The following is an 11,899-nucleotide window of genomic DNA, read 5'->3' as shown; positions in this document are numbered from 1 at the left end:
GGCATTATGAAAACTCTATACGACGTACAGCAATTACTGAAACAGTTTGGCGTCTATGTTTATATCGGAAAACGGCTTTGGGACATCGAAGTGATGGCGTTGGAGTTAGATCATCTTCATGAAGCGAGCCTAATCGACAATTCAACATATGCAAAAGCAAAATTAGTGTTAACACACGAGCATCGACTCGAAGAAGAAAGAGAAAAAGAAAAACGCGGAGGGAATAACTGATGAAAACGAACTTGATTGGAATTGACCTTGGAGGAACCACTACCAAAATCGCCTTTTTAAAGACGGATGGTGAAATTTTAGATAAATGGAGTATTCCAACGGATATTTCCGAAGCGGGTCAACACATTGTGCCTAACATCATCGAAAGTATTAAGAAACATGTTACTGATTCAGGCAATAAACTATCTGATTTTGCCGGAATTGGTATGGGAACTCCTGGATCAGTTGATATTGAAAATGGTACGGTCATTGGCGCTTATAACCTGAACTGGAAGACTCGTCAAAATGTTCGTGATCAAATTCAATCAGCATTAGGTCTCCAATTTGTTTTGGATAATGATGCGAACGTTGCATCACTGGGCGAATACTGGAAGGGTGCCGGCGAAAAGGATGAAGATGTGGTTTTCGTCACGCTTGGAACCGGTGTCGGTGGTGGCGTCATTGCTGGCGGTCGTTTGTTGCATGGTATTAACGGTGGAGCAGGTGAACTTGGCCACATCACAGTCGAACCAAACGGCTACCTTTGTACTTGTGGCAAACGTGGCTGTTTAGAGCAATACTCTTCAGCAACTGGAATCGTACACGTGGCCCGAGACATGGCGGCTGAATTTACCGGCCACTCACGTTTGAAGGAATTGTTTGACAACCAAGAAGAAGTGACTTCAAAAATGGTCGTTTACTTGGCTGATAACGGCGATATTTTAGCTAACCAAATCGTTGATCGTGTTTCCTTCTTCCTTGGCTTAGCCTTAGCTAACGTTGCTAATATTTTGAACCCGGCCAACATCATCATTGGCGGTGGTGTGTCAGCTGCGGGTAACTCATTGTTGCAACCAACAACACGCTACTTCCAAGAAAACTCTTTCCCAGCTGTTCGTGACTCAACCAAGCTACGTTTAGCACAGTTAGGAAACGATGCTGGTGTAATCGGTGCTGCATCATTAGCGTTACGCTTTGTCACAGCTAAATAAGTATTAAAGAATGAGAGTTGTGCGCGTTAAAAGGCGGCGCAACTTTTTCTTGTGCATTAGAAAAATCAGGTTTGGCGAGAATCTTTTGATTCGTAACTAGTCAAATATGGGGAAAACTAGTAAAATATAATCATTGAATAAAACAGGGAAGGGCGTTATTTAATTGTCAACTTTGACGGTATATACAATAATCATTCTTGTGATTTTGGCCTTGTTCGTTGCATGGCAGGGAATCACGGCAATTCTGAGAAATCGAGTTGCTAAAATGATCGATGATGAAGCGTTTCAAGAAGGAAGACGACAAGGACAGATTATCGACGTTCGTGAAAAACGCTCGTTTGATGCCGGTCACATTTTGGGGGCACGAAATGTGCCATATTCAACTATGAAGGCTTTCTACACCCAAATTAGAAATGACATGCCGGTTTACCTTTACGATCAAGGAACGACACTTAGTACGCGGGCTGCACTGTTGCTAGCCAAGCATGGATATAAAGAAATTTATATCCTTAAGCGTGGTTATCAACGATGGGAAGGCAAAACTAAGAAATCCGAATAACAAAAATACCGGTAGATCTTCAATAGAAGAACGACCGGTATTTTTTGTAGGTGGTTAAGTTAAACTTAGCCGTGGTGTGCAGAACGACCCTTACGCATTGCTTTCTTACGATTATCTTCAAAGCGTTGTTCCTCTTGCTCGATTGGTTCTACAACGGCTTTTTTAAACGATACCAAAGCACCCGCAACTGCACCAATTGTTGCAACTGCACCAAATAAGAAGCCTTTAGTAAAATTCTTCATCATGTATCGTCTCCCTTGAAAATTATTTGTTACTTTATATTATGCTAGAACTTGAGACAAAATACCAGTTTCACATTCTAAAAAAACGAATGGAGTCTGACCATGACCGAAAATTTGACGGAAGTTATTGCTCATCGTGGGAGTAAAGGCACACGCCCAGAGAATACTATTGCGGCGTTTCAAGAGGCAATTGATGCTAGAAGTGATGGCATCGAAACTGACGTTCATTTGTCAGCTGATCGTCAGTTGATTATTATGCACGACGAAAAGGTAAATCGAACGACTAATGGTACGGGACTGATTGTTCAAAAGACGTTGGCTGAACTCAAAGAATTGGATGCAGGTTATAAATTTTCCCCGGCGTATAAGGGAGAACGGGTTCCCACTCTCGATGAGTTATTGGATTTATTGATTACGGAAAAGTTTCATGGTGTTTTAAATATCGAATTGAAGACGAATAAGATTTCGTATGTTGGCATTGAGGAACTTGTGACCGAAACCATTCAGAAACGCGATTTACCATTCAAAGTGATTTATTCGAGTTTTAATGGCGAATCGATTCGTAAAATGCATGAACTAAATCCAGACTCTGAATACGCGAAGTTGTTTAAAACGGCGTATAAAAATGCCATGCTCATGAAGAAAAGTAAGCTCATTCAAGGAATTCATCCGAGTGTTAAATGGGTTAAACGGCATAAATATTTACTGCCAAATGTCCTGATTCGACCTTGGACAGTCAATGCGGAATCTGACATGGTATTTTGCTTTAATCGTCGTATGACGGGAATCATCACGGACTATCCACGAAAAGCGATGACCATTAGAAAAGAAATTCAAGGCGGGTAACTATGGAAAAGATTTTAATAATCGCTGGACCAACTGCTGTTGGCAAGACGGCTCTTTCAATTGAGTTGGCTAAACAGTATGACGGTGAAATTGTCTCGGGTGACTCGATGCAAGTCTATCGGGGACTCGATATTGGTACGGCCAAAGTGACAACGGAAGAGCAACAAGGGATTTCCCATCATCTTATCGATGTCCGAAATTTCGATGAGCGATTTTCAGTGGCTGACTTTGTCCAACTCAGTAGCGCTTTGATTACTGATATTCATGCTCGCCATAAACTGCCAATCATCGCCGGCGGTACCGGATTTTATTTATCGGCGCTTGTTGACGGTTTAACTTTGGGCGGAGACGAGTACGATCAGGATGAGGCGATTCGGGTAAAATGGCGAAATTACTTGCAAGATTTTGGTGAACAGGAACTTTGGAATCAACTAGCCGCAGTTGATGCGCCTGCCGCGCAAAAAATACCGGTTTCTAATTCACGACGGATTATTCGAGCGTTGGAAGTCTATGAGCGAACGGGACAGCGGTTCTCTGATCAAACGCAAGCGAAAACACCGCAATATGATGCGTTAATCGTTGGTTTAACGACTGAACGGTCGTTGCTGTACGAGCGAATTAATCAACGAGTGGACTTGATGATAAAAGCTGGTTTGATTGATGAGGCATACGAGCTTTATGAGCGTGGTGGATTTGAATTTCAATCAGGCCGCGGTATTGGCTATAAAGAGTTTGCTGGCTATTTTGAAGGCCATCAGTCACTTAAAGAGGCAGTTGAAAAGATTAAATTAGATTCACGCCATTATGCGAAACGCCAACTAACCTGGTTTAGAAATAAGATGACGGTTAACTGGTTCGACCTCATCCAGAATCCGGAACAAAAAGCTGATATAGAAGGGCTGATTGCGGGTTGGTTGTAATCATGTAATAAAACATCACATGAAGTCTTGACACCAGCGCCTGGAGTGGTAGACTTACAGATAAGTAAAGGAGGTGACTGTTGTGAAAGGCAAAGAGTTAAGACGATCACGATCGGTTTTGCCTATTGGTACGGTCATGAAGTTGACCAACCTAACGGCAAGACAGATTCGGTATTATGAAGAACAAGAGTTGGTTATGCCAGAACGAAATGAGGGTAACCGACGTTTATATTCTTTAAACGATATTGATCGACTTTTAGAAGTGAAAGATTATCTCGATGACGGCATTAATATGGCTGGCATCAAGGAAATTTATCGTGAACGACAAGCTAAGCTCGAAGCTAAACGTAGTGATGAGAGCAAACCATTATCGGATAACGAATTACGAAAAATTCTCCAGGATGAATTCATGAACCTCGGTGGCTTGCAAACGCCGGAGCAGCGGTCATTGCATACCCATAATCCTTTGATTTAGACGTTTTCATAAATTTTGAAATGAGGAGTGTCCAGAATGGCAAAACATGATTATAGCAAAGATGACATCAGAAAAATGGCAAAGGAAGAAAACGTCAAGTTTCTTCGATTAATGTTTACCGATTTATTTGGAACAATCAAAAATGTAGAAGTCCCAATTTCTCAACTCGAGAAATTACTGGATAACAAATTAATGTTTGATGGCTCATCAATTGATGGGTTTGTCCGCATCGAAGAAAGTGACATGTACCTTTATCCTGATTTATCAACTTGGATGATTTTCCCTTGGAGCAGCGAGCGAGGAAAGATTGCCCGAGTCATTTGTGAAGTCTATACGCCGGATAAGCAGCCATTCGAAGGCGATCCTCGAAACAACTTAATTCGCGTTCTGGACGATATGAAAAAAGCTGGTTTTACTAGTTTTAACATTGGACCTGAACCAGAGTTTTTCTTGTTTAAGATGGACGAAAACGGTAAACCAACGACAACTTTAAATGACCAAGGTTCTTATTTTGATATGGCACCGATGGATTTAGGCGAAAATTGTCGTCGTGAAATTGTGCTAACTCTTGAAGAAATGGGCTTTGATGTTGAAGCGGCACACCATGAAGTTGCGCCAGGTCAGCATGAGATTGACTTCAAGTATGCCGACGCACTTGAAGCGGCTGATAACATTCAGACGTTCAAGCTTGTGGTTAAAACGGTCGCTCGAAAGTACGGCCTGTACGCAACGTTTATGCCAAAGCCATTAGCTGGAATTAATGGATCGGGGATGCACATTAACATGTCACTCTTCCACGATCAAGGTAATGCTTTTTACGATGAAAAAGGTGAGCTTGGCCTTTCAGAGGATGCCTATCACTTCTTGGGTGGTCTTTTGGCCCATGCTAGAAGTTATACAGCAGTCTGCAATCCAACCGTTAACTCATACAAACGCTTAGTACCAGGCTACGAGGCACCTGTTTATGTAGCTTGGTCTGGTTCTAACCGGTCGCCATTAATTCGAGTACCAAGTTCACGAGGATTATCGACTCGACTTGAATTAAGAAGTGTTGATCCAGCGGCTAACCCTTACCTGGCAATTGCCACAATTTTGGAAGCCGGATTGGATGGACTTCGGAATAAATTAACGCCAACGGATAGCGTTGATCGCAACATTTACCGAATGGATGAAGAGGAACGTGAAGAAAACCACATCACGAACCTTCCTGATACTTTACACAACGCCTTGAAGGACTTAGAGGGCGATTCAGTCATGCGTAAAGCGATGGGCTCACATCTGTTCCCAAGCTTCATTGAGGCAAAGAATCTTGAGTATAATGCTTATCGGACCCAAGTTTCACAATGGGAACGTGACCAATACATGGAACTTTATTAATTGAAAAAGTGTCGCAGTCATTCTGTTAATTTGGATAAATTTGCAGAATTTGACCGCGATGCTTTTTTTGTGGGAAAATAATTTCGCAAAAAGCTTTATTATTCAACGTTTTTTGGGTACCATGAAGTTAATGATTTGTAAATATTTATAAAACAGAATGAGGGACTACTATGGATAATCAAGGTCAAACATCTGAAGCTGAACAAAACCAGCTCGATGTTCAATTGAATGGGGCAATTACAGAAAAAATCGATTATTTAACCTCGCTGCAAAAGGCGATTCAAGAAAAACATGATTTAAAGGTTTATGAACTAATTGATGCACCACGGTTTAACAAGCTTATTAAAAAGACTAATCTCAAACCAAACGCAACAGCGCTAGAAACGCTTGTTGATGATTTGCATGCACAGATTAGCCATTATTTGAGTCATCATTTAATTGATTATTTGGGTAAAACCTATCCATTTTTTTATTATGATGAAGTTTCACTGGGCCAATTTAAAATTTATTTTGGTAACTGGTGGGATCGTCGGCAATTTGGCTCATTAGATGTCATTAATATTGCATTCAATTTTAATGAGGATGAATTTGCTAAACTCAGAACCGGGTTTGAACTTGAAGCTGAGGGCAAACGTTACAACAGTGATAAGATTGCCGAAATTTCCAGCCAGTCAACTGAACTACAAAAGTTGATGACGCAACAAGGGGAACGTGATCAACGTAAGGAATTATTGAGATCACAACTAAAAGAAAATGGTCAAAAGAGTACTTTGCCATGGGACTCCGGCAAAGTTAAAGAAGAACGTCAAGTTATTATTGATCAGTTAAGTGAGTTAGCCGATCAGGATGAAGCGGCTTTGGAAGCTAATAATACCATCAAGGATAACGATGATTTAATTTTGTCACTTTCAAAAGAAGACACGATTATTAATTATGAGATGCAAAGTATCAAAAAGACCTTTGAAGATTTCAGTCGGTTTAACCAGCGAAATCAAAGTCTGTACACAGACTACTTGAACAGTTTAGTAGGGGAAGCGCGGGTGAAGACAGATGATTAATGAAAATGATCCATCAACGCTAAGTACGAGTGGGAGATTACTTGCCTATAACGATGCCATCAAGTCCGGTCTCGAAACCGGGAAAAAGTTTACAGAATTAATGGATCAATTGATTCAAACAACGGATGCTAAGGAACTATTACAGGCAGCAACGGCCTTGTCTATGTATACCTTAAATTCTGATTACGTGACTTTCCCACACCAATATTCCCGTGAAGATTTTTATCTGCTCTTTATTAGTCGAATGCTTGAACTGCATGGTGAGGGAGATGCCGTTACGCTCCAATCTTCTGAGTATCAGGAGCAGCTGAGTCAAAACATTACGGCATTAGACGAGACAATCATGTTTAGTTTTAGTGGCCATGACTCGAACGATAATGGTGAGTGTTATCAAGAACACGTTACCGGTCAGTCTTTATTCTATCTGAATTTGGATAAGCAAATGTTGCGTTTCAATAGTCATGCGTTTACGCAACTATTTATCGTGCAATATGCGGGTCAAATTGATAACGAAGCGATTCTGAAAGCAGTTCAGACGTTTATCAATCTCGGAAATTATTTAAAGAAGGATTTTGGCTTCAGTGTGGACTTCAATATGCTTGATTCTGATAATAGTGAAGTTTATGAATTTCAAAACGGGACTAACTTATCTGAAAGTGTCGTGGATAAGTTATTCGTGGCGGCGGCTGAAGAAGGCTACATGCTCGAAAATAGCGAACACGGAACTGGAGCTTTGCTGCGTCTGAAGAACGGTGCCATTGTTCAAGTTTACAATCGTGCCCAACCAAGCCAATCTGATTGGGTGCTTTCGGTTCACGACGAAGGACAACGAATTTCATGGTTCGATCTGCTAGTTGAGTATGACTTCTTGAGAAAATGGTATCTTGCTGACTTAGCAGAATTGGAAATTAAATCAGATCCGTTAGTTTTTGCCTAGCAGGCTGAAGAGGAGTATTTCAAATGAGTTTAGATTTAGCAGCGCTATTACAAGAATCCATTCGATTGGATCATAGTATTTCAGAAGAAAAAGACATTCATTTACCTCGTGAGGCGTCCATTCAAAACGCCTACGTTGCGTTAGATGTTGAATTAGCGGAAGTGGCTAATAATGCAGAATGGTTCAAGGTCTGGAAGGAAAAACGTGGGACTAAGGCAGTAGTCGGTAAGACACATCGGCAAACTTTACTTGAAGAATATGTTGATGCTTTGGATTTTTATTTGCTAGTTGCCTCTAAGCAAACCTGGTCTCACTTAATTGTGATGGATGAAGCCGCTTTGAAGGCACTTTCAGAAAAAAAGCCTGACAAAAATTTAAATCAACACTATCTAGTGATGAAACAACAACTTTTTGAAAGCCATTTTAACCATCGCCAAGAAGCGTTTCGTCATTCCTGGCGTTTGTTCTTGAAGATGGGCCTGGTTGATTTTGGTTTTAGTGAGGATGAAATTCAGGCTGCTTATCTCGAAAAGAATGGCATTAACTATGATCGTCAAAATAGTGGGTACTAAAAAATGTGGCCGATTAACTCGACCACATTTTTTAATGCTGGTTTTAAATTATGATACGTTACGCTTCATGGATGACTGGTTGGAGAAGTGCTTACTGTTTTTTTCAACAGTCTTTGAATAATCAGAATATAATTGCCATACGCCAGCACCGAGAAAAAGAAAAATGATAAAGAATAGAAATACCATAGCAATTCCTCCAATTCAGAATCAATTGTTTTGATGTTACAAGTTTATTGTCTTAGTATTACATTAATATTTCAAGTTTGATGCCCTATTACCCATTATCTTTAACGTTTCTTAAAATAATCGCGCATATTTTGCCGCAAAGTGAATTTTTATTAAACGGGAATTGACTTTACCTGGTAAGCTCCTATATAATAGTTCCTGTTCGTTAAGTTATGTCGCAATAGCTCAGCTGGATAGAGCAACGGTCTTCTAAACCGTAGGTCGGGCGTTCGAATCGCCCTTGCGACATTAAGTTAGATATTTGTGACGCGTCCTAAATTTGGGGGCGCTTTTTTTTGTGGAAAATGGTAAAATAAATAATGTTTTTTTTTACTGAGATAGCGGGAGAATAGTTATCGCCCATAACAAATCTTAAATTGGCTTAATAAAGCGCATATTATGCTTATTTTAATAGATAATGGTGTATACTATTTCTAGTCGTTAAAGATTATGCTAAATATTAGATTTTTAAATATAGTTGTTTTGTGAATGGGTGCTAGAACGTTGTACGGTAAGTGTTAAAGTTTATTAAATCCAAACAACATAACACAAGCTTAATTCATCTTAACGGGGTATAATAAATTTCGATAGTTGGTCTTTATCGGTCAAATAAGATTTAAAAAGAACAAGGCGTGTGACACGGGGAACATTTTATCTTCATTATGAAGATAAGGCTGACTTTATTCAGAGAACATTAGCGGAAATCATGTCGGACTTCTTTGAACATGTGATTGTAAGCGCTGATTTCGAAGATCACGAATGGCAATTTTCTGAAGAGGGTCAATATAAGCTGTTCTCTGTTAGAAAAGCGTTTGAATATATTGAAGATAACTCAAGTACATTCGATGTCTTGTTGAACAAGTACGAAAATGATTCGTTCTACAAGGAACTTGAGGGTAGGCTGTCACAGCATTTAACAGAATTCCTAGAGCAAACAAAATCGATGCGTGCAAGTGTTGAGCCAGATCAATTTTCAGCAGAAGCAATGTCAGAAGATATTTTGGTAGCTTACACAGTTTCAGCACATATCGGGATTATTAAGTTATGGCTACTGGGCGGTATGAAGTACACGGCACGTTACATGACTAAGAGCGTTGAGCAGATTAATGAATCTGTTCGGAATCGTTTCCCAGGGACGAGTTTCTTTACTGTTGAGTAAAATAAACCAAACAATGTTTGACTTCGTTAACTGAATTGGATATACTTTTAATGTTGTAATTGTGGACTTCCACAGCTGCAACCGCTCGGAATGAGTTTTAAGTTCAGTAATGACACTTATCTTCGGCGAGTCTAAGTTAACTTTATAAGGAGGTGCACAAATATGTACGCAATTATCGTAACTGGTGGTAAGCAATACCGTGTTGAAAAAGGCGGTGTAATCTACGTTGAAAAGCTCAACGCAGAAGCAGGTGAAAAGGTAACTTTTGACCAAGTTGTTTTCGTTGGTGGTGACTCAACTAAGGTTGGTACACCGCTTGTTGACGGTGCAACTGTTTCCGGTACTGTTGAAAAGCAGGGCCGTGAAAAGAAGGTTGTTACTTTCAAGTATAAGGCTAAGAAGGGCCAACACAGTAAGGTTGGACATCGTCAACCATATACTAAGGTTGTTATTGACGCTATCAACGCATAGAGGTGAATTTTACCGTGATTAAAGCAGTTTTCCACCATACCGATACTGATCGGATTAGTGGATTTGAGATTACAGGTCATGCAGATTCTGGACCATATGGGATGGACATTGTGTGTGCAGCAGTTTCAGTGCTTTCTATTTCCACGGTAAATGGTCTTTCAAGTGTTGCAGCGATCGACCCTCAAGTTGAGAGTGATGAGGCTAATGGTGGCTTGCTTAAGGTAGGTATTCCAAAGGCTTCTGATGATCAACAACAATTAGTTGTCGACGCTTTACTCCAGTCTTTCGAGAATGGACTTAAGGATGTCGCAGCTAACTATCATTCGTTTATTGAAATTAAGATTGAAAAGAAAAAATAAGTGGAGGTGTATCTTATGTTAAAGATGAACTTACAATTCTTCTCTCACCATAAAGGTGGAGGTTCTACTTCTAACGGCCGTGATTCAGCTGGTCGTCGTTTAGGAACGAAGGCAGCTGATGGTTCAGTTGTTACAAGTGGCTCAATTCTTTACCGTCAACGTGGTACTCATATTTACCCAGGTGTTAACGTTGCTCGTGGTAACGATGATACTTTGTTCTCAAAGGTAAACGGTGTTGTCCGCTTCGAACGTAAGGGACGCGACAAGCGCCAAGTTTCAGTTTATCCAGTTGCAGAAGCAGCTGCTAAATAATGAAAAGGATCCCCTGGGGGTCCTTTTTTTGTGCGATAATCACTAGAGGAGGTAATTGTCATGGAATCAAGAGTCGAAAAATTACGCCAGCTATTCAATCAATATCGGATTGATGCCTATTTAGTCGCTAACCCGTTCAACTTAAAGTACTTGTTGGGAATTGACACCATTGCCGGTGATGGATATGGACTTATTACGGAAAACGAAGTCCTCTATATCACTGATGATCGCTATGGCTTTGAGCTTGGCCGTGAGTTTCCTAATTTAAAGACCCTTTTAACTCGCGATTATTTAGGTGCTTTAAGTGAAGCAGTCGAAAATCTTGGCGTGACCGTATTAGGCTTTGAGCCATCAATTGCATATGAAACTTATGATCAATTAGATGAATTGATGCCCAGTGATATCGTGCCGCTTGGTGGCTTGATTGAAGGTTTACGTGAAATTAAAGATGCCGACGAAATTAAAGCAATTGAAACGGCGGGAAAAATGACAATTGCAGGACTTGATGATGTGATTGATCAGTTGCAACCTGGTATGACTGAAACGGAAGTTGCCAATCAGCTCATGATTAACATGTTGAAGCGTGGTGTGACAGGTACTAGTTTTGATACAATTGTGGCAAGTGGGTACCGAACTGCTTATCCACATGTGGTGCCTTCGGATAAAGCCATTCAACCTGGTGAGCTGGTGACGATTGACTGTGGCTTTTATTTTAATGGTTACACTTCAGACGTCACACGTACCTTTGTCTTTGGAGAAGCGACAGCTAAGCAACAGGAAATTATTCGCATCGTGGATGAGGCTAGACAATCTGTGATTGATGCGGTACGTCCTGGCGTAACCGGAGCAGAATTGGACAAAGTGGGTCGATCAATTATCGACCAAGCTGGTTACGGAGAGGCCTTTGTTCATGGGATGGGCCATGGAATTGGACTGGATATTCACGAAGGTCCAAACATTGGCCGCAGATTCGAAGAACCGCTACAACCTGGACAAATTATTACGGTTGAACCCGGTATTTATCTAGAAGGATTTGGTGGCGTTCGAATCGAAGATGATGTGCTCGTGACGGCGTCTGGCAAAACCGTCCTAACAAGGGTAACTGATTAGGATTAAATCGACTTATTTATGCATGATATCTTGCAATTTAGGTGAAACAATTGCTATGATATAAGGGACATATTT

Annotated in this window: 16 protein-coding genes, 1 tRNA gene and 1 other annotated feature; of the genes, 16 read left to right on the top strand and 1 reads right to left on the bottom strand. The window is 40.6% G+C overall.

Features of this window, described 5'->3' with window-relative positions; genetic code table 11:
* Nucleotides 1–6: 6 nt before the first annotated feature.
* From LOSG293_RS00285 to LOSG293_RS00275, 3 genes are all read left to right on the top strand, one after another.
* On the top strand, nucleotides 7–231 hold the full coding sequence (locus tag LOSG293_RS00285; RefSeq protein WP_034525640.1) for a YqgQ family protein: 225 nt from the start codon (nucleotides 7–9) through the stop codon (nucleotides 229–231).
* A complete protein-coding gene (locus LOSG293_RS00280; RefSeq protein WP_034525638.1) occupies nucleotides 231–1,202 on the top strand; it encodes an ROK family glucokinase in 972 nt (323 codons plus the stop codon). Before LOSG293_RS00285 ends, LOSG293_RS00280 begins: the two co-directional genes overlap by 1 nt.
* Before the next feature lie 163 nt (nucleotides 1,203–1,365).
* Nucleotides 1,366–1,761 (top strand): rhodanese-like domain-containing protein, encoded by a 396-nt coding sequence (locus tag LOSG293_RS00275; protein ID WP_034525636.1) that lies wholly within the window; start codon nucleotides 1,366–1,368, stop codon nucleotides 1,759–1,761.
* Nucleotides 1,762–1,826: 65 nt separating this feature from the next.
* On the opposite strand, the gene LOSG293_RS00270 is transcribed toward LOSG293_RS00275, so the two are convergent.
* Nucleotides 1,827–2,006: a DUF3042 family protein gene (locus LOSG293_RS00270; RefSeq protein WP_051907111.1), complete on the bottom strand. Its 180-nt coding sequence runs from the start codon at nucleotides 2,004–2,006 to the stop codon at nucleotides 1,827–1,829.
* A gap of 99 nt (nucleotides 2,007–2,105) precedes the next feature.
* Here LOSG293_RS00270 and LOSG293_RS00265 point away from each other — a divergent pair, with 99 nt between their 5' ends.
* The 13 genes from LOSG293_RS00265 to LOSG293_RS00205 all read left to right on the top strand — a co-directional run bounded on the left by LOSG293_RS00265 (nucleotide 2,106) and on the right by LOSG293_RS00205 (nucleotide 11,824).
* Entirely contained in the window at nucleotides 2,106–2,849 is a 744-nt protein-coding gene (locus tag LOSG293_RS00265) for a glycerophosphodiester phosphodiesterase (RefSeq protein ID WP_034525634.1), read from the top strand.
* A 2-nt stretch (nucleotides 2,850–2,851) separates the two neighbouring features.
* Nucleotides 2,852–3,769 carry a tRNA (adenosine(37)-N6)-dimethylallyltransferase MiaA gene (gene miaA / locus LOSG293_RS00260; protein WP_034525633.1) on the top strand — a complete coding sequence of 306 codons (918 nt, stop codon included), beginning with the start codon at nucleotides 2,852–2,854 and terminating at the stop codon, nucleotides 3,767–3,769.
* Between the two features lie 82 nt (nucleotides 3,770–3,851).
* Nucleotides 3,852–4,244: a MerR family transcriptional regulator gene (locus tag LOSG293_RS00255; protein ID WP_034525630.1), complete on the top strand. Its 393-nt coding sequence runs from the start codon at nucleotides 3,852–3,854 to the stop codon at nucleotides 4,242–4,244.
* Between the two features lie 36 nt (nucleotides 4,245–4,280).
* Complete coding sequence (gene glnA, locus LOSG293_RS00250; RefSeq protein ID WP_034525628.1) at nucleotides 4,281–5,621, top strand: type I glutamate--ammonia ligase; 1,341 nt, start codon at nucleotides 4,281–4,283, stop codon at nucleotides 5,619–5,621.
* A gap of 170 nt (nucleotides 5,622–5,791) precedes the next feature.
* Nucleotides 5,792–6,679, top strand: coding sequence for a hypothetical protein (locus tag LOSG293_RS00245; protein WP_034525625.1), 888 nt, complete (start codon nucleotides 5,792–5,794; stop codon nucleotides 6,677–6,679).
* Nucleotides 6,672–7,616: a hypothetical protein gene (locus LOSG293_RS00240; protein ID WP_034525622.1), complete on the top strand. Its 945-nt coding sequence runs from the start codon at nucleotides 6,672–6,674 to the stop codon at nucleotides 7,614–7,616. Before LOSG293_RS00245 ends, LOSG293_RS00240 begins: the two co-directional genes overlap by 8 nt.
* A 23-nt stretch (nucleotides 7,617–7,639) precedes the next feature.
* On the top strand, nucleotides 7,640–8,188 hold the full coding sequence (locus LOSG293_RS00235) for a dUTP diphosphatase (protein ID WP_034525619.1): 549 nt from the start codon (nucleotides 7,640–7,642) through the stop codon (nucleotides 8,186–8,188).
* Nucleotides 8,189–8,588: 400 nt separating this feature from the next.
* Nucleotides 8,589–8,662 (top strand) — tRNA-Arg (locus LOSG293_RS00230).
* 385 nt (nucleotides 8,663–9,047) lie between these two features.
* Nucleotides 9,048–9,572 (top strand): TetR/AcrR family transcriptional regulator, encoded by a 525-nt coding sequence (locus LOSG293_RS00225; protein WP_051907110.1) that lies wholly within the window; start codon nucleotides 9,048–9,050, stop codon nucleotides 9,570–9,572.
* A gap of 69 nt (nucleotides 9,573–9,641) precedes the next feature.
* Nucleotides 9,642–9,715: a sequence feature (ribosomal protein L21 leader region), on the top strand.
* Nucleotides 9,716–9,734: 19 nt separating this feature from the next.
* Nucleotides 9,735–10,043, top strand: coding sequence for a 50S ribosomal protein L21 (rplU, locus tag LOSG293_RS00220; protein WP_034525616.1), 309 nt, complete (start codon nucleotides 9,735–9,737; stop codon nucleotides 10,041–10,043).
* 14 nt (nucleotides 10,044–10,057) lie between these two features.
* Nucleotides 10,058–10,402 (top strand): ribosomal-processing cysteine protease Prp, encoded by a 345-nt coding sequence (locus LOSG293_RS00215; RefSeq protein ID WP_034525613.1) that lies wholly within the window; start codon nucleotides 10,058–10,060, stop codon nucleotides 10,400–10,402.
* A gap of 15 nt (nucleotides 10,403–10,417) precedes the next feature.
* Nucleotides 10,418–10,714 (top strand): 50S ribosomal protein L27, encoded by a 297-nt coding sequence (gene rpmA / locus LOSG293_RS00210; protein WP_010619914.1) that lies wholly within the window; start codon nucleotides 10,418–10,420, stop codon nucleotides 10,712–10,714.
* Between the two features lie 60 nt (nucleotides 10,715–10,774).
* Nucleotides 10,775–11,824 carry a M24 family metallopeptidase gene (locus LOSG293_RS00205; RefSeq protein ID WP_034525608.1) on the top strand — a complete coding sequence of 350 codons (1,050 nt, stop codon included), beginning with the start codon at nucleotides 10,775–10,777 and terminating at the stop codon, nucleotides 11,822–11,824.
* The last annotated feature ends 75 nt before the right edge of the window (nucleotides 11,825–11,899 follow it).

This window comes from Secundilactobacillus oryzae JCM 18671, from assembly GCF_000740055.1.
Lineage (GTDB): Bacteria > Bacillota > Bacilli > Lactobacillales > Lactobacillaceae > Secundilactobacillus > Secundilactobacillus oryzae.
Note: the sequence above shows the minus strand (reverse complement) of the source record. Positions and strands in the feature narration are given on the sequence as shown.

What these genes read in the sequence shown, in the direction of transcription:
- LOSG293_RS00280 (WP_034525638.1), top strand. Translation starts at nt 231, where the DNA reads ATGAAAACGAACTTGATTGGAATTGACCTTGGAGGAACCACTACCAAA.
- LOSG293_RS00285 (WP_034525640.1), top strand. Translation starts at nt 7, where the DNA reads ATGAAAACTCTATACGACGTACAGCAATTACTGAAACAGTTTGGCGTC.
- LOSG293_RS00270 (WP_051907111.1), bottom strand. Translation starts at nt 2,006, where the DNA reads ATGATGAAGAATTTTACTAAAGGCTTCTTATTTGGTGCAGTTGCAACA.
- LOSG293_RS00235 (WP_034525619.1), top strand. Translation starts at nt 7,640, where the DNA reads ATGAGTTTAGATTTAGCAGCGCTATTACAAGAATCCATTCGATTGGAT.
- LOSG293_RS00265 (WP_034525634.1), top strand. Translation starts at nt 2,106, where the DNA reads ATGACCGAAAATTTGACGGAAGTTATTGCTCATCGTGGGAGTAAAGGC.
- LOSG293_RS00205 (WP_034525608.1), top strand. Translation starts at nt 10,775, where the DNA reads ATGGAATCAAGAGTCGAAAAATTACGCCAGCTATTCAATCAATATCGG.
- rplU (WP_034525616.1), top strand. Translation starts at nt 9,735, where the DNA reads ATGTACGCAATTATCGTAACTGGTGGTAAGCAATACCGTGTTGAAAAA.
- rpmA (WP_010619914.1), top strand. Translation starts at nt 10,418, where the DNA reads ATGTTAAAGATGAACTTACAATTCTTCTCTCACCATAAAGGTGGAGGT.
- LOSG293_RS00240 (WP_034525622.1), top strand. Translation starts at nt 6,672, where the DNA reads ATGATTAATGAAAATGATCCATCAACGCTAAGTACGAGTGGGAGATTA.
- LOSG293_RS00245 (WP_034525625.1), top strand. Translation starts at nt 5,792, where the DNA reads ATGGATAATCAAGGTCAAACATCTGAAGCTGAACAAAACCAGCTCGAT.
- miaA (WP_034525633.1), top strand. Translation starts at nt 2,852, where the DNA reads ATGGAAAAGATTTTAATAATCGCTGGACCAACTGCTGTTGGCAAGACG.
- glnA (WP_034525628.1), top strand. Translation starts at nt 4,281, where the DNA reads ATGGCAAAACATGATTATAGCAAAGATGACATCAGAAAAATGGCAAAG.